Origin of the sequence: Mangrovibacter plantisponsor (genome assembly GCF_003182475.1) — a bacterium.
In the GTDB taxonomy this organism is placed as follows: domain Bacteria; phylum Pseudomonadota; class Gammaproteobacteria; order Enterobacterales; family Enterobacteriaceae; genus Mangrovibacter; species Mangrovibacter plantisponsor.
Map to the genome: position 1 here is coordinate 322,564 of NZ_QGTS01000001.1, position 16,871 is coordinate 339,434.

Genomic DNA, 16,871 nt, shown 5'->3' on the forward strand with positions numbered 1-16,871 from the left:
GGCTTTCGCAAAGTGTAAGCAAAAATTTGCCCTGACACGCTTTCCATTCATCCCACATAAACCGATTACACTATTTTGCTTTTTTTTGTGAGATGGCCTGGCAGAGCAGCAGGCATTTACTTGATGTGACGGGGTTTTTCCGCAACACTAAAGAAAGTGTAATCGTTTCCCCTAAAATAAGGTCTGCTATGGCGACAATAAAGGATGTGGCCCGGCTGGCAGGTGTTTCTGTCGCCACTGTTTCGCGCGTCATCAATGACTCCCCAAAGGCCAGCGAGGCATCACGCCTGGCGGTGACGAGTGCTATGCAGGAACTGAACTACCACCCCAATGCAAATGCACGGGCGCTGGCACAACAAAATACTGAAACGATTGGTCTGGTCGTTGGTGATGTTTCTGATCCTTTTTTTGGGGCGATGGTAAAAGCAGTAGAACAAGTGGCTTACCACACGGGCAATTTCTTGCTGATAGGCAATGGTTACCATATTGAGAAAAAAGAGCACCAGGCCATTGAGCAACTGATACGCCACCGCTGTGCCGCACTGGTGGTTCACGCCAAGATGATCCCGGACAATGAACTGGTTCCATTGATGCGGCAAATCCCCGGAATGGTGTTAATCAACCGTACGCTACCTGGTTATGAAAAACGCTGTGTGGCACTGGACGACCGCTATGGTGCATTTATTGCCACCCGGCACCTGATTCAGCAAGGGCATACAGAGATTGGTTACTTGTGCTCCAACCACCAGATATCTGATGCCACTGACCGCCTGCAAGGTTATTACGATGCCCTGAAAGCTCATGATATCCCCACCCAGGACAGGCTGGTGGCTTTTGCCGAGCCAGATGAAAGTGGCGGCGAGCAGGCAATGACCGAGTTGCTGGGCAGAGGGCGCAATTTTACTGCCGTTGCCTGTTATAACGACTCAATGGCAGCAGGTGCGATGGGGGTTTTAAGCGATAATGGCATCGAAGTGCCACGGGAAATTTCACTGATTGGCTTTGATGACATTCTCATTTCCAGGTACATGCGCCCGCAATTAACCACAGTGCGTTACCCTATCGTCACCATGGCGACACAGGCCGCAGAGTTAGCGCTTGCCCTAGCGGAAAACAGGCCTATTCCGGAAATTACGCATATGTTCAGCCCGACTTTGGTACGCCGCCATTCAGTCACGGCGCCTGCGGACCCTCATAACGACTGATGGTAGAGATGGACGGGTTTGTCTGGCGCATCCAGCCCGTCACCAATGTAGTGCCAGCCAAAGCGCTCGTAGTACTCTTTACAGGCCGAATACAGATACAGGTCACTAAACCCTTGTTTGCGGGCGTACTGCATTACATGGTGCTGTAACGACTCCCCCAGCCCTTGCCCACGCCATGAGGTATCGACATACAGGGCTGCCAGCCAGGGCCATAAATCCTGGCGGCTTATCAAATCACACCGCCATAACCCTACCGTCCCACAAAGTTGCCCCTGTTCACTGGCAACAAAAGTAACGGGCAAAGCGCCAGGCTGCTGGCTGTGCTGCACTATGCTGGCATAAAAACCAGCATAATCTGCCCCACCGAAAGCTTCGGTGAGCCAGCGGGTAACCTGTGGTGCAAAATGCGCAGCCTGGTACAGAGGCTGGATTATCATTGCAGTTTCCCCTGGAAAATGGGAACAGATTCAAACAGGTAACCATCGAAATCTGGTGCGTCTGCATCAGAAAACTCCAGCATACTGTGTTTGAGATTTTCTAAATGCTGCCACATTGCCTGCCATGCGCCCATCACATCACGGCGGCGGAGTGCGGCCAAAATGGTCTGGTGATCTCCCATCCATTTAAGCCGGTAAGCACGCGTTTCAATATGCCCGCGCATGTGCTGCCATAACGGGCTGGCATCCATATGGCGCCAGATACTTTCCACTGTCTCCAGTAGCATCTGGTTTTGTGAAGACCCCGCCAGCACCAGGTGAAAAACCTTATTGTTATCCTGGCTGGTATCATTCAGCGCAATAGCACGCTGCTCTTGCTCCAGGATGCGTTTGAGGTTATCGATATCGGCTTTCGTAGCCATTTTCGCCGCAAAGGCAGCAATATTGCTCTCGAGTAACTGCCTGGCCTGCAGCATTTCAAACGGGCCAATTTCACTATTAAAAAAGCGCTCTTCTTCCTCTTCATTTTCCGCCGGAATACGCATCACATACACACCGGATCCCTGGCGAATATCCACCACACCCTGCAGTTCAAGCATAAGCAGCGCTTCCCTGACGATAGTGCGACTGACCCCATATTTTTCAGCAATCATGCGCTCAGTGGGCAAACGGGATCCCACAGGATGCAGCCCCTGAATAATATGATTCCTGAGATCGTCGCCTATCTCCTGATACTGTTTTTTTTCTGGCGGAACGGCCATCTTTTCCACGATGTCACCTGCGAGCATTACAATCAGCATAAAGCCGCCGGGAAAAACGCCACACGCCTGTTCCCGGCGGAAATTTATGCTAGCTTACCAAACTCATTGCCTGATCGAGAACTTTCGCACCGTTAAGCGTGCCATAGGCCACAGGATCGATAACGGCTATCGGGATCTGGTGTGCATCCGTCAACTTTTTGTTTTCAGCCAATTTAAACCGCACTTGCGGCCCCAGCAGCACCGCCTGAATATCAGCACCAAAGCTTTCCAGTTCATCACGCAGGCCCTGTTCCGCAATTGCGTAAATTTCAACTGTCATACCACGCTGCTCGGCTTCCTTACGCATTTTGGTCACGACCAGTGAAGTGGACATCCCGGCAGAACAACACAGTACAATACGTTTCATGGTTATCCCCTATTTCCATTCGTCATCAAGTGACAAAGCCAACACCCTTGAATCGCGAATCTGGCGAAACCAGTGCGCTGATTTTTTCAGGCGGCGATCACGGTTATTTTCAAGGTCGATTTCCACCAGCCCATAGCGGTTTTTGAATGCGTTCATTGGCGAAACATTGTCAGTAAATGCCCACACCATATAGCCAAGGCAATTTGCGCCAGCTTCACGGGCACGCAATGCCTGAAAGAGATGTTCGCTATAGAATTCAATGCGGTAGTCATCTTCAATTACACCATCGCTGTTACGAAAACGCCCTTCATTTTCGATGCCCATACCATTTTCTGCGATGAACCACGGTATGTTGCGGTAGTCCGTTTTCAGGCGCATAGCCATGTCATAAATGATTTGTGGGTAGATTTCCCAACCCCGGGATGTATTCATTCGCCGTCCGGGCAGTGCAAAAGGCTCGTAATAGCAGGCAGGGTGAAAGGGCGTTTCCGGGTTCCAGGCATGAGAAGGCGCCTGAACCCGATGGGGGTAATACAGATTGATACCCAGTTCATCAACGCAGTTATCCCGCATCACAGCAAGATCGTTTTCGCTGTAATGCCAGGCAACTTCATGGCGGGCGAGTGTATCCAGCAGCAATTCGGGATAGCAACCATGCACCATTGGGTCAAGAAACACCCGGTTGTAGAACAAATCATACATCTGTGCAGCTTTTTGATCATGAGCCGCACTGGAACGCGGATAGGTGACTTCTGGATTCAGGATGCAGCCAATCGTACCCGGATACCCTTTTTCCCTGAATAACTGGATAACTTTCGCTGTTGCAAGGTTCTTGTGGTGATTCCATTGCATCCAGGTGCCCGTATTTTGCTCATGAGGCCAGCGCAGAGCATCCAGATATACCCGGGTTTGCACCACAACCGGTTCATTAAACGTATACCAACGGCGTACCTTTGCATGGAAACGTTCAAATACTTTCCCGGCGTAACGCACAAACAGCTCAACAACCTCGCTGGACGCCCAGCCTCCGGCGTTGTCAAATAACTCAGCCGGCAGCTCATAATGTTCCAGGCAGATCATGGGCTCAATACCTGCAAGAATCAGTTCATCAAGCACATTATCAATGTATGTCGCATAGTCTTCATCGACCACAGCATTACGGTAATCGGTGAAAAAACGGGACCAGTTAATTGAGGTCCGAAAATGTGTCAACCCGGCCTGTTTCATCAGGGCGACATCTTCTTTGTACCGTTGATAGAAGTTCGTGGCGACAGCAGGACCATAGCCGTTATGCCATACATGGCGTTCGCGTTTGTACCATGCGTCCATCCATGAATCCTGCCCGGGCTGCTTGCCCTGCCAACCTTCCGTCTGCCAGGCTGAAGCGGCAGCGCCTAAAATAAAATCATCAGGAATAGTTTTCGTTATTGATGCCATGATTTCCCTCATGCATTAGTGGGTGTAGCACTTTGCTGGCGTTGTGCCTGCTCTGCACGGTACGAAGCGATTTTTACAAAGGGTAAATAGATCAGTACCGAAACCAGGATGCACACCAGTTGAGTTACCACTGCGCCCATAGAACCTGCTGTTGAAAGCCAGGCATTGATCAACGGTGGCGTTGTCCAGGGCACCATAACGACGGCTTTGCCAGCAAACCCTGTTACCGTGGCAAAATAGCCAATCGTTCCTGTGACCAGCGGTGTAATAATGAAAGGCACAGCGAGAATGGGGTTGAGCATAATCGGCATACCAAATATGACGGGCTCATTAATATTGAACACACCAGGCCCAATAGAGAGCTTGGCTATTTCCTTCATCTCTTTGCGCCGGGTGGCAATCATTACCGCAAGCAACAAGCCAATTGTCAGGCCTGAGCCACCAATACTCATGTAAACATCCCAAAATGGCATGGTAATAATATTCGGCACTTCTTTGCCCTGCTCAAATGCCGACATATTGACGGTAATCGCCCCAAGCAAAAGTGGCTCGCGAATGGGCTTGATCATCTGGTTACCATGAATGCCTATCACCCAAAATAACTGGGCAACAAACATCAATAACAGTATTCCCGGTAAGCTTTGTACTACCCGCTCCAACGGCTGCTGTACCACCTGGTATACTGCATCATATAAATACATACCGGTGAGCTGATGGAAGATAAAACCCAGGGTGGCAATCAGTGATGTTGTGATAATTGCCGGGATAAGCGCAGAAAAAGAGGCAGACACATTGGGCGGTACGGTGTCAGGCATCTTAATTTTCAGGCGGTCGCGGTTTTCCAGCCAGGTATAGATTTCCACCGAAAAAATGGCGATAAACATGCCAAGAAACAAGCTGCGGGTATCAGAAAACTGCCGGGCCAGCACATCTTTCACCATATGTAACTGACCATCCACCATCATTTCCACAGTGGTTGGTGTGACACAGATAAAACAGATAACCGCCAGCAACCCCGGGAACAGGGTTTTCATGCCATTAATCCGCCCCAATTCAATACCGATTAAAAACACCGCACCGATATTGAGGAAGTTTAATGTGGCGTAATTCAGTGCACTGGTAATCGGTTTCAGGGTTGAAAGGAAAGAGAACATCTCAAAACTGGCTAATCCATTTTTGGAATCCAGCACCATATTCGAGATAAGCACAGAGAATGCACCGACTATAATCACTGGCATCAGTGTAATGAATGCAGCTTTGATTGCCATGATATAGCGGTAGCTATTGAATCGGGTGGCAAAACTCCCAAGGGAGTCGATAAGCTTTTCCTGTAAGGCCATGAGTTAATACCTCATATCGCAATTATTGTTATGTCAACGTGGGTACAGCAACCTCTATTTGGCATACCAAAAAGTAGTATCAGAGAGGTTAATAAACTGTGACGAAATTCTCACAAGACAAATTTGGTATTCCAGTAAGATGTATTTTGTGAATTTTGGCATACCAAATAAGGTGAATTATGTTCGACTTTGAAAATTGCGTAATGGGGTTACTGGTTCATGCAGGAGAAGCGCGTTCATGTGCCATGCAGGCGATGCAACTGGCCCGTGAGAAACAATGGGACGAAGCACGCAAAGCACTGGCTGACGCGGATGCTGCAGCCAGAGAAGCGCACAAAGTACAAACCGCGTTAATCAGCGAAGATGAAGGTAGTGGGAAAATTGCCGTGCCGTTGATCCTGGTTCATGCCCAGGATCATCTGATGACAGCCATGCTATGCAGGGATCTGGCAGAAGAAGTTATTCTCCTGCGTGAAGAGATTTGGCATACGAAGCAAGGCTAACCAGCCTTGCCTGTTCCTGCTGTATTAACATTGCTCAAGTTGCAGCAATTCATCAATGGTCTGGCGTCGGCGAATCAGGCGCGGGACGCCCTGCTCGAATAACACTTCCGGCAGTAATGGGCGGCTGTTGTAATTAGATGACATAGAAGCGCCATATGCCCCGGTATCATGCAGTACCAGGTAGTCACCCACATGCACTTCAGGTAACTGGCGTGGCTCGACCATGCCACCTTCCAGTTGGGTAAAGACATCGCCAGATTCACACAACGGGCCTGCGACAACGGTATCCCGGGTGGAGGCCATATCAACACTGCGCCCCGCTCCGGGCAACACAGAGATATGGTGATAACTGCCGTACATGGCCGGGCGCATCAGGTCATTAAAACCGGCGTCCACCAGCACAAAATGGCGGCTGCCCATATCTTTCACGCCGCGTACCTGGGTAACCAGCACACCCGCTTCAGCCACCAGAAAACGGCCAGGTTCAATTTCCAGTTTTACCGGATGCCCTAAATGTGCAGCAATTTTCTCGCGTGCTGCATTCCACAGGCCAAAATAATGCGCAGTGTTAATCGCTTCTTCATCGTAATGATAGGGAACAGACAAACCGCCACCAGCTGAAATGGCTTCAAGATCCTGACCGAACTGCACCACCTGGTTGACCATGGCGTCGCACACTTGTTCCAGATGGCCGTAGTCAACACCCGATCCAATATGCATATGCAGCCCCACCAGTTTCAGTTGATAACGCTGAATCACGCGCAATGCTTCTGGTAAATCTGCATACCAAATACCGTGCTTGCTGTTTTCCCCACCGGTGTTGGTTTTCTGGCTGTGCCCATGACCAAACCCCGGGTTAATACGCAGCCAGACACGGTGACCAGGAGAACTCTGGCCGACCTGTTCCAGCATATCCACCGAACCGGCATTAACAGGAATGTGCAGTTCGCGCACCCGCTCAAGCGTTGCCTCATCAATCACGTCTGCCGTAAAGACCATATCATCACTATGTGTAAGTGGGTCAAAACCTGCAATCAGCGCACGCTCAATTTCCCCCAGAGAAACGGCATCTACCCGAACCCCATGTTCACGCATCAGGCGAAGAATATGGGTGTTTGAACAGGCCTTTTGGGCAAAGCGAATTACATCAAACTGGGCGAGTTGCGCAATCTGCCGAGTGATAACGTCAGCATCGTAAGCCCATACCGGGCACCCGAACTTTTCCACCAGTGGTAATAAATGAGTGGTATTTAACGCAGTTTCGGTGGTGTTCAGCGGACGTGGCATAACGGATTCTCCCGGCTCGGTAAAAGGCGATAACGCCATTACGCCACACTCAGAAAAAAATAAAAAATATCGCTTTTTGTTAACTCCATGCAAAAATGATATGGATTTCGGAGGGGAATAATATGCCAGCAATCAATTTACGCCAGATAGAGATCTTCCATGCAGTAATGACAACCGGCAACCTGACAGAAGCTGCCGGGCTCCTGAACACGTCTCAGCCTACGGTAAGCCGTGAACTGGCGCGTTTTGAAAAAATTGCTGGCCTGCAATTATTTACCCGGGTTCGTGGGCGGTTGCACCCCACAGCGCAGGGCCTGCGGCTGTTTGAAGAAGTTCAGCGCTCCTGGTATGGGCTTGACCGTATTATTGATGCAGCCGAGAGTTTGCGTGAATTTCGCCAGGGAGAACTGTCGCTGGTGTGTTTGCCGGTTTTTTCCCAGTCACTGCTACCCGCTTTAATTCAACCTTTTCTGGCGCGTTACCCAGAATTAAGCGTGACCATTGTTCCCCAGGAATCTCCCGTGCTGGAAGAGTGGCTGTCTGCCCAGCGCCATGACCTGGGCTTAACAGAAACCACCAGCACACCGGCAGGTACATCACGCCAGACGCTGGCAACACTCAATGAAGTATGTGTACTACCCGCCGGCCACCCACTGGGAAACAAACCTTGCCTGGAGCCATCTGATTTTAGTGGTGAAAACTTTATTAGTTTGTCTCGCCAGGACAGCTATCGCCACTTGCTGGATGCATTATTTCAGGAGCATAAAGTTAAACGCCGCATGGTGGTGGAAACCCACAGTGCGGCGTCAATTTGTGCCATGGTGAAAGCGGGCGTGGGGGTTTCGGTCGTGAATCCTTTTACCGCTCTGGATTATGCCGGGCGCGATATCATCGTCCGGCCTTTTAGTGTGGACGTCCCGTTCACAGTGAGCCTGATTCGCCCACTGCACCGCCCTGCTTCCGCCCTGGTTGATGCCTTCAGTGCGCATATGTCCCAGGCCATAACCACTGTCACGCAGCCACTTGCATCCTTACTTAAGCAGGGCAATCCGCCAGCATAAACGCCAGGGCATCTTCAACATGAATCGCAGTGGTATCAAAGACAGGCAGGGGAACATCTTCCTGCTTGATCAATAAACCAATTTCCGTACAGCCGAGAATAATCCCTTGCGCCCCGCGGGCAATCAGGCCTTCGATAGCGTCCAGAAAAGCGGTTTTCGCCTCTGGAGTGATTTGGCCCATACACAGTTCATCAAAGATTATCCGGTTGATATTCTGGCGTTGTTCTGCGGGCGGTACCAGGCACTCCAGGCCAAAGTTTTGTGCCAGGCGGCCTGTCAGGAAATCCTGCTCCATGGTATAGCGGGTACCCAACAACCCCAGGCGTTGAATTCCGGCCTGAGCAATGTTGCGCCCTGTAGCATCGGCAATGTGTAAAAATGGCAACGAGCAGGCCGCTTCAATTTGGTCTGCAACCCGGTGCATGGTATTGGTACACAATACAATGCCCTGCGCACCAGCCGCCTGCAGGCCCTGCGCTGCACAGGCAAGTATTTCCCCGGTTTTTGCCCACTGCCCTGAAGCCTGGCAAGCCTCAATTTCATAAAAATCAACGCTATGTAATACAATTTTGGCGGAGTGCAGACCACCCAGTCGCGCTTTAATACCTTCATTAAGTAACTGATAATAAGGCAGAGTGGACTCCCAGCTCATACCGCCAATCAGGCCCAGTGTTTTCATCCTTCACCTCCTGTAAATACTCACAGACTACCCTGTTCAGATAAGTAATAAAACGTGATCCCACTTCCAAATCCCTGGGTCATCGTTTCTTTTCTCAGCTGAGTGCTATAAAATAATTGAAACAATGTTTCACTATCATGGAATCCACACATGTTTACGTTTATCAAAGAAACCGAACTTGAAGATCTGGGCGCAGGTGTTTCCCGCCGTATTCTGGCGCATGATGGCAATATGATGGCAGTTGAAGTGCATTTTGAAACAGGCGCTGTCGGCCCAATGCATAATCACCCCCACGAACAATTAACCTATGTTCTGGCTGGCGAGTTTGAATTCACCATTGGTGATGAAACCCATGTGGTTACCGCTGGTGATACGCTCTACAAACAGCCTAATATCATGCATGGCTGTGTATGCCTGAAAGCCGGTAAATTGTTGGATACCTTTACGCCAATGCGGCAAGATTTTCTGAAGTAAGCGGTTCGCCAGGCCGGGCGACGGAATACCGCCAGGCCTGTGCACAGGCAGATTAAATACCGGATTCTTTCACCGGGTCCGGGTTCCAACCCATTATACGCGCCTTTTGTTGTTGCACCGCTTGTTTACCAAACGTCCACATACAGAAAGCACACGCCCCAAATAAAGCCGCAATCACCGCCACAAAGAGCCTTGAAATACCATCTTTCTTGATGGGTAAAGAAGGCGACATCTGATAGCGGAAAGGAGAAAAATCAATCTCCTTAATTTTTACCGCTTCCAGTTGTTCAAGGACATGTTGCTGATTAAGCAAATCAGCATTAAGTTCTGCAACATCATGAATCGACTTCTCTATATTGAGTTTTTCCGCCAGGCCATGAGACCCCAGAGCGATGCTGAAATCCGGGTCATCATTCACTACCTGGCCACTGCTATAGACCGGTTCTTTGATACCTGCGGCATTTGCGACAGCCAGGGAATAATTCAGGCGCTGAATCGCAACATTGTGTGCATTTTCCAGCCGCGTGCGTTCCAGGTTCAGTTGGCGTTGTTTGTAGCGAACATTAAGCGCCAGGTCGTCCTGAATGGTTTTTACTTCCTCCGCCACCACCTGCTTCATCACGTATTCGATATACCCGGTGAGCACCTGTTGTGCATCCTGCGCATCGGGTGCGGTAAACTTCAGCGTCCAGGATTCATAAGGGCTGTTTTCAGGGTGCTTTGCATCTACATCAGATGCAGCGGTTATCTTGCCAGAGACCTGAACCACCGCGCGGTGTAAGTCATCAGCAGTATATTTCGCCCCATCTAATTGAGACAAAATAAACGGTGACTGGGACAAGTAACTCGCTTTCAGCGTCTGGGAGTCAAACTTTTTCAAAAAGGATTTGAACAACTTTTGCGGGTCAACATGGCGCTCAACGCCCAACACGTTGAGGGGGATTAACTGGCTCCTCAGAGCTTCAAGCTGAAAACTTTCGGCTGGTGTGACAACTGCCTCGCTGGTCCATTTCTGGGGCAACAGAAAAGTTATCGCCACCCCAATGAGTGCACACAGAAGTGTGAACATAATTAACTGTTTTTTAACCTGTCCAAGTAAGGAAAGCAAAGCAATTAAGTCGATTTCATTCTCTGGACGTGATAAAGCGAGTGATTCATTCCCATTAAAAAAATCAGTTTCCCCCTGATTTTTCAAAGCACTTTGCACTGTCATCGTATCCCTCTAAGGTCTTTGCTACTGGTGTACATGCATCCTGCAAGACCGATTTATAATGTTATACAAAACAAAATTTTAACAAAATTATTCTGTCAGATTTCTGACCGTTAACACTTTACCGCACTCACCAGGCTGAAAATAGGAAAATTCCCCTTCCACTACTAAAAATGGTAGAACCTGACACCTTCCTCTGCTCCCTGCCCGTACAGGCAAAAACCTCTGTCACATCAAATTTTCAAAACATCGTTTCGACTTTGATCACATTTCCATTAAACAGCGAATGACGGCGAATAAAATAACAATAGAATAAAATAAAACGCTGTTTTACAAACATGAAATAGCGGTTCATTTAAACCTGTATGCACTGTCTTTCCTGTTACAGGACAAAGAATTGAAATTGTTTTGCACAGTGCTGGCCCATGCCAGCACTCACCGCTACAGCACACCACAGGTGCGCTGTGCAGCAGTAAGCAGCCGTTTCTCTAATTGTTTGCCAGGTAGGTATATTATGAATGAAAACAAGCTTCTGGGTCTGGCCTGGATATCGCCCTATATTATAGGGCTGATAGTCTTTACGGCCTTCCCATTTGTTTCATCGTTTTTTTTAAGCTTTACCGATTATGATTTAATGAACCCGCCCACATTTAACGGTATTGAGAATTATCGTTACATGTTTTTGGAAGACGGACTCTTCTGGAAATCAATGGGTGTCACCTTTGCCTATGTATTTATTACTATTCCGTTAAAATTAGCCTTCGCACTGGGTATTGCGTTTGTTCTTAATTTTAAATTACGCGGAATTGGATTTTTCCGTACGGCTTACTATATACCGTCCATTCTGGGCAGTTCTGTTGCCATTGCGGTTTTGTGGCGCGCACTGTTTGCGATTGACGGCCTGCTCAATAGCTTTATCGGCTTTTTTGGTATGGATGCCATCAACTGGCTGGGCGAGCCTTCACTGGCGCTGATGTCAGTTACCTTGTTGCGCGTGTGGCAGTTTGGTTCAGCGATGGTTATTTTCCTGGCTGCACTACAAAATGTTCCGCAATCTCAGTATGAAGCAGCCATGATTGACGGTGCGTCTAAATGGCAGATGTTTATGAAAGTGACGGTGCCACTGATTACGCCAGTTATTTTCTTTAACTTCATTATGCAGACCACACAGGCATTCCAGGAGTTTACCGGCCCTTACGTTATTACTGGCGGTGGGCCAACTTATTACACCTACTTATTCTCACTCTATATCTACGATACCGCGTTTAAATACTTCGACATGGGCTATGGCGCCGCACTGGCCTGGGTATTGTTCCTGGTCGTCGCGCTATTCGCATCTATCGCATTCAAGTCTTCAAAATACTGGGTGTTCTACTCTGCCGATAAGGGAGGCAAAAATGGCTGATATACAGCATAGCCCGATGTCGTCGCAAAAACTCTCTAATGCTGAACGGGAAGTTCAGCGTACTCTGCGACGGGAAAAAATAAACGCGTGGATCCGTTATGTGATTCTGCTGTTTGTCGGTTTATTAATGCTTTATCCACTGGCCTGGATGTTTTCGGCCTCCTTTAAACCGAACCATGAAATCTTTACCACGCTGGGTTTATGGCCTTCAAATCCGACATCCGACGGGTTTATCAATGGCTGGAAAACCGGTACGGAATACACCTTTGGTCATTACATGCTCAATACCTTTAAGTATGTGATTCCCAAAGTATTACTGACTATTATCTCTTCTACTGTGGTTGCCTACGGCTTTGCCCGTTTCGAGATCCCCTGGAAGAAATTCTGGTTCGCCACATTGATTGCCACCATGTTGCTGCCAAGCACTGTTCTGCTGATCCCGCAGTACCTGATGTTCCGTGAAATGGGCATGCTGAATAGCTATTTGCCACTGTATTTGCCACTGGCATTCGCAACTCAGGGGTTCTTTGTCTTCATGCTGATTCAGTTCCTGCGTGGTGTCCCGCGCGATATGGAAGAAGCGGCCCAGATTGATGGCTGTAACTCCTTCCAGGTGCTGTGGTACGTGGTGGTGCCGATTCTTAAACCCGCCATTATCTCCGTCGCGCTGTTCCAGTTTATGTGGTCAATGAACGACTTTATCGGCCCGCTGATTTATGTCTACAGCGTGGATAAATACCCCATTGCACTGGCGCTGAAAATGTCTATCGATGTCACCGAAGGCGCACCGTGGAATGAAATTTTGGCAATGGCGAGTATCTCCATTCTGCCGTCAATTATTGTTTTCTTCCTGGCTCAACGCTACTTCGTTCAGGGCGTTACCAGTAGCGGAATTAAAGGTTAACGAGGGAATATCATGGCTGAAGTTATTTTTAATAAACTCGAAAAAGTCTACTCCAACGGCTTCAAAGCGGTACATGGTATCGACCTGAAAATCGCAGACGGAGAATTCATGGTCATCGTCGGCCCGTCAGGTTGTGCTAAATCGACAACCTTGCGCATGCTTGCGGGGCTGGAAACCATCAGTGGCGGTGAAATTCGCATTGGTGAAAAAGTGGTGAATAACCTGGCACCTAAATCGCGCGGAATCGCGATGGTGTTCCAGAACTACGCGCTCTACCCACATATGACGGTGCGTGAAAACCTGGCGTTTGGCCTGAAGTTAAGCAAGTTGCCAAAAGAACAGATTAATGCGCACGTCGACGAAGCGGCCAAAATTCTTGAGCTTGAAGACCTTCTTGACCGGTTGCCACGCCAGTTATCTGGCGGCCAGGCTCAGCGCGTTGCCGTTGGCCGTGCCATCGTGAAAAAACCCGATGTTTTCTTGTTTGACGAACCACTGTCCAACCTTGACGCCAAGTTACGCGCCTCCATGCGTATCCGTATTTCTGACTTGCATAAGCAACTGAAGAAAAGCGGTAAACCTGCGACCACGGTCTACGTAACACACGACCAGACAGAAGCGATGACCATGGGTGACCGTATTTGTGTCATGAAGCTCGGCCACATCATGCAGGTAGATACACCAGATAACCTGTACCACTACCCGAAAAACATGTTTGTTGCTGGCTTTATTGGTGCGCCAGAAATGAATATCAAACCATCAAAACTGCTGGTGCAGAATGACCGGCTGCATATTCGTGTCGGCGAAGACTTACTTGAGCTCAACGACACACAGCAAAAGAAACTTGCCGACCATAAAAACCAGGATGTGTTCTTCGGTATCCGCCCTGAATTTGTCTCCATTGCCGATGAACCCTTTGCTGGCAGCCACACAACCGGCCAAATGGTGCGCGTAGAAAACATGGGGCATGAATTCTTCGTCTACCTGAAGGTGGGTGACTTCGAACTCACTGCCCGTATCCCTTCCGATGAAGCTAAACCGATTATTGAAAAAGGGCTGCATCGCCAGGTGTATTTCAAATTCGATATGAATAAATGCCATATCTTTGACGCAAAAACAGAACAAAACCTCTCTCTCTGACAGGAGTCATGATAATGAAAAAAATGTTATTGGGTGCCCTGATTACGACCACACTGGCAATAACCACCGGCCAGGCTTTTGCTGAGCAGGTGAATTTACGTATGTCCTGGTGGGGCGGTAACAGCCGCCATCAGGCAACGCTTAAGGCACTCGACGAGTTTCATAAACTACACCCGGATATCAATGTTAAAGCGGAATACACTGGCTGGGACGGCCATTTATCCAGGCTGACCACTCAGATTGCCGGGCGCACCGAGCCCGATGTCATGCAAACAAACTGGAACTGGCTGCCTATTTTCTCTAAAGATGGCACTGGTTTTTATGACCTCAACCAACAGAAAGATGTACTGGATCTGACCCAGTTCTCTGCAAAAGAACTGCAATCCACCACCGTTAACGGCAAGCTCAACGGGATCCCGACATCGGTGACAGCACGCGTTTTCTATTTTAATGACCAGACCTGGCAAAAAGCGGGTATCGCTTTCCCGAAAACCTGGGATGAGCTGATGGCTGCCGGGAAAACATTTGAAACCAAACTGGGTAAACAATATTACCCGGTAGTACTGGAACACCAGGATGTTCTGGCACTGCTTAACTCTTATATGGTGCAAAAATACAATATTGCTGCCATTGATGAGAAAACCAAGAAATTCGCTTACACCAAAGAACAGTGGGTAGAGTTTTTTGGCATGTATAAGAAGCTTATCGATAGCCATGTAATGCCAGACACCAAGTACTATGCCTCTTTTGGCAAGAGCAACATGTACGAAATGCGCCCATGGATCCAGGGTGAATGGGGTGGCACCTATATGTGGAACTCCACTATCAATAAATATTCCGACAACCTTCAGCCACCGGCCAAACTGGAACTGGGTAGCTACCCTATGCTCGAAGGTGCAACTGATGCAGGCCTGTTCTTTAAACCCGCACAAATGTTCTCAATTGGTAAATCCAGTAAGCATCCAAAAGAATCAGCCATGCTGATTAACTTCCTGCTGAACAGCAAAGAAGGTGTGGAAGCACTGGGGCTGGAACGCGGTGTTCCGCTAAGCCATGCAGCAGTAGAGATCCTCACAGCAGACGGTTCAATCAAAGACACCGATCCGGCTGTTGCAGGGCTGAAACTGGCTCAATCACTGCCAACCAAACTTTCTGTCTCGCCTTACTTTGATGACCCGCAGATTGTGGCGCAGTTTGGCACCACTCTGCAGTACATCGATTATGGGCAAAAAACAGTTGCAGAAGCAGCAGCGGATTTTGAGCGCCAGTCGGACCGCATTTTGCGTCGCGCCATGCGTTAATCACATGCCTGGTTGGTGTTTGCCAATGGTTATCCACTCACTACTGCCTGTTACCGGGCGGGAGTCAGGATAACTGAACACCGAATTACCCTGCCTCACATGGGGCAGGGTATTTTTTTATTTGTAAGGAGATATCATGGCTAAAGGAAGAAAAGTTCATCTTTCGTTTCGCAGCCACATTGACCGTGAAACAGGCCACGAGGTTGTACGCTTAACGCCCCCTCATGTTATTTGTCATCGCAATTATTTTTACCAAAAATGTTTTACCCGGGATGGGCAAAAAATTATCTTTGGCGGCGCATTCGAAGGCCACTGGAACTACTATCTACTGGATCTCAATCGCGAAATTGCCACCCAACTGACTGAAGGCAATGGCGACAATACTTTTGGCGGTTTTTTATCCCATGATGACCGCCACCTGTGGTATGTCAAAAATAAACGCGAACTGCGTAAAGTCTGTCTTGAAACCTGGGAAGAACAGTGTGTCTACGAGGTTGACTCCGAGTGGGTTGGTTATGGTACCTGGGTTGCCAATAGCGACTGTAGCCAGCTTGTGGGTATTGAGATCCGCAAGTCTGACTGGCGTCCATTGACTGACTGGCAAAAATTCCGCGACTTCTGGTACACCCGCCCGGAATGCCGGTTAATTCGGGTCGATTTACATACTGGTGAGCACCATGTGGTATTGCAGGAAAAAAACTGGCTTGGTCACCCAATCTGGCGCCCGGATGACGACCAGACCATCGCATTTTGCCATGAAGGGCCACGCGACCTGGTCAATGCACGTATGTGGCTGACGGACCCACAAGGGAAAAGGATGCGCAAGGTGTGCCAGCCGCAACCCGGTGAGAGTATGACTCATGAGTTTTGGGTGCCCGATGGAAGTGCGCTCTATTATGTCACGCACCATGAAGATGATGCCCACCGCTATTTATGCAGCGCAGACCCGGAAACCCTCGAAAACCGCAGGCTGAGAACAATTCCCCCCTGCTCCCATTTAATGAGCAGCCATGACGGGCGCTGGGTTGTGGGAGACGGTTCACCGCATAAGACTGGTGCTCCAGAGCTCAACGATCCTTTTATCTGGGTGTTCGATCTGCATAAGGGCAGCCAGAAAGCTATTTGCCGCCATGATTCGTCATGGAAGGTACTGGAAGGCAACCGCCAGGTCACTCACCCACATCCCTCGTTTTCACCGGATAACCAGTGGGTTTTATTTACTTCAGATGCTGAAGGAATGCCAGCGCTGTGGCTGGCACATGTATAGTACCGTTAACCTTACCGCCTCCTTATGGAGGTGGTTCATAGCTAATAAAAAACC

The 16,871-nt window shown here is 49.0% G+C and carries 17 protein-coding genes; 9 read left to right on the top strand and 8 right to left on the bottom strand.

What is annotated here, in order from left to right:
* Positions 1 to 188: 188 nt before the first annotated feature.
* Complete coding sequence (galR, locus tag DES37_RS01530; RefSeq protein ID WP_110024599.1) at positions 189 to 1,205, top strand: HTH-type transcriptional regulator GalR; 1,017 nt, start codon at positions 189 to 191, stop codon at positions 1,203 to 1,205.
* On the opposite strand, the gene DES37_RS01535 is transcribed toward galR, so the two are convergent.
* From DES37_RS01535 to DES37_RS01555, 5 genes are all read right to left on the bottom strand, one after another.
* Complete coding sequence (locus DES37_RS01535; protein ID WP_110024600.1) at positions 1,193 to 1,642, bottom strand: GNAT family N-acetyltransferase; 450 nt, start codon at positions 1,640 to 1,642, stop codon at positions 1,193 to 1,195. The two genes, galR and DES37_RS01535, sit on opposite strands and share 13 nt — an antisense overlap.
* A complete protein-coding gene (locus tag DES37_RS01540; protein WP_036102897.1) occupies positions 1,639 to 2,412 on the bottom strand; it encodes an FCD domain-containing protein in 774 nt (257 codons plus the stop codon). Before DES37_RS01540 ends, DES37_RS01535 begins: the two co-directional genes overlap by 4 nt.
* Before the next feature lie 79 nt (positions 2,413 to 2,491).
* On the bottom strand, positions 2,492 to 2,809 hold the full coding sequence (locus DES37_RS01545) for a PTS sugar transporter subunit IIB (protein WP_036102681.1): 318 nt from the start codon (positions 2,807 to 2,809) through the stop codon (positions 2,492 to 2,494).
* A gap of 9 nt (positions 2,810 to 2,818) precedes the next feature.
* Entirely contained in the window at positions 2,819 to 4,246 is a 1,428-nt protein-coding gene (locus DES37_RS01550) for a glycoside hydrolase family 1 protein (RefSeq protein ID WP_110024746.1), read from the bottom strand.
* Positions 4,247 to 4,254: 8 nt separating this feature from the next.
* Positions 4,255 to 5,586, bottom strand: a complete 1,332-nt coding sequence (locus DES37_RS01555) for a PTS sugar transporter subunit IIC (RefSeq protein ID WP_036102687.1) — start codon at positions 5,584 to 5,586, stop codon at positions 4,255 to 4,257.
* A gap of 179 nt (positions 5,587 to 5,765) precedes the next feature.
* Here DES37_RS01555 and DES37_RS01560 point away from each other — a divergent pair, with 179 nt between their 5' ends.
* On the top strand, positions 5,766 to 6,089 hold the full coding sequence (locus tag DES37_RS01560; protein WP_110024601.1) for a PTS lactose/cellobiose transporter subunit IIA: 324 nt from the start codon (positions 5,766 to 5,768) through the stop codon (positions 6,087 to 6,089).
* Positions 6,090 to 6,113: 24 nt separating this feature from the next.
* Here DES37_RS01560 and lysA read toward each other — a convergent pair whose 3' ends face one another.
* Positions 6,114 to 7,376 carry a diaminopimelate decarboxylase gene (gene lysA / locus DES37_RS01565; protein ID WP_110024602.1) on the bottom strand — a complete coding sequence of 421 codons (1,263 nt, stop codon included), beginning with the start codon at positions 7,374 to 7,376 and terminating at the stop codon, positions 6,114 to 6,116.
* A 122-nt stretch (positions 7,377 to 7,498) separates the two neighbouring features.
* Between lysA and DES37_RS01570 the strand changes: the two genes are divergently transcribed.
* Positions 7,499 to 8,437, top strand: coding sequence for a LysR family transcriptional regulator (locus DES37_RS01570; protein ID WP_110024603.1), 939 nt, complete (start codon positions 7,499 to 7,501; stop codon positions 8,435 to 8,437).
* On the opposite strand, the gene DES37_RS01575 is transcribed toward DES37_RS01570, so the two are convergent.
* Positions 8,412 to 9,116, bottom strand: coding sequence for an amino acid racemase (locus tag DES37_RS01575; RefSeq protein WP_110024604.1), 705 nt, complete (start codon positions 9,114 to 9,116; stop codon positions 8,412 to 8,414). The two genes, DES37_RS01570 and DES37_RS01575, sit on opposite strands and share 26 nt — an antisense overlap.
* A gap of 150 nt (positions 9,117 to 9,266) precedes the next feature.
* Here DES37_RS01575 and DES37_RS01580 point away from each other — a divergent pair, with 150 nt between their 5' ends.
* A complete protein-coding gene (locus tag DES37_RS01580; protein ID WP_036102698.1) occupies positions 9,267 to 9,590 on the top strand; it encodes a cupin domain-containing protein in 324 nt (107 codons plus the stop codon).
* A gap of 52 nt (positions 9,591 to 9,642) precedes the next feature.
* On the opposite strand, the gene wzz(fepE) is transcribed toward DES37_RS01580, so the two are convergent.
* Positions 9,643 to 10,803: an LPS O-antigen length regulator Wzz(fepE) gene (gene wzz(fepE) / locus DES37_RS01585; RefSeq protein WP_110024605.1), complete on the bottom strand. Its 1,161-nt coding sequence runs from the start codon at positions 10,801 to 10,803 to the stop codon at positions 9,643 to 9,645.
* 511 nt (positions 10,804 to 11,314) lie between these two features.
* On the opposite strand from wzz(fepE), the gene DES37_RS01590 reads away from it, so the two are divergent.
* From DES37_RS01590 to DES37_RS01610, 5 genes are all read left to right on the top strand, one after another.
* The gene (locus DES37_RS01590) at positions 11,315 to 12,205 is read left to right on the top strand and encodes a carbohydrate ABC transporter permease (protein ID WP_036102900.1); all 891 of its coding nucleotides are present in this window, start codon (positions 11,315 to 11,317) and stop codon (positions 12,203 to 12,205) included.
* Positions 12,198 to 13,109 carry a carbohydrate ABC transporter permease gene (locus DES37_RS01595; protein ID WP_036102700.1) on the top strand — a complete coding sequence of 304 codons (912 nt, stop codon included), beginning with the start codon at positions 12,198 to 12,200 and terminating at the stop codon, positions 13,107 to 13,109. The genes DES37_RS01590 and DES37_RS01595 overlap by 8 nt, the downstream gene beginning before the upstream one ends.
* Before the next feature lie 12 nt (positions 13,110 to 13,121).
* On the top strand, positions 13,122 to 14,249 hold the full coding sequence (locus DES37_RS01600) for an ABC transporter ATP-binding protein (protein ID WP_036102703.1): 1,128 nt from the start codon (positions 13,122 to 13,124) through the stop codon (positions 14,247 to 14,249).
* A gap of 14 nt (positions 14,250 to 14,263) precedes the next feature.
* Positions 14,264 to 15,550: an ABC transporter substrate-binding protein gene (locus tag DES37_RS01605; RefSeq protein WP_036102705.1), complete on the top strand. Its 1,287-nt coding sequence runs from the start codon at positions 14,264 to 14,266 to the stop codon at positions 15,548 to 15,550.
* A gap of 136 nt (positions 15,551 to 15,686) precedes the next feature.
* Positions 15,687 to 16,817 (top strand): oligogalacturonate lyase family protein, encoded by a 1,131-nt coding sequence (locus DES37_RS01610; RefSeq protein WP_110024606.1) that lies wholly within the window; start codon positions 15,687 to 15,689, stop codon positions 16,815 to 16,817.
* Positions 16,818 to 16,871 lie beyond the last annotated feature (54 nt).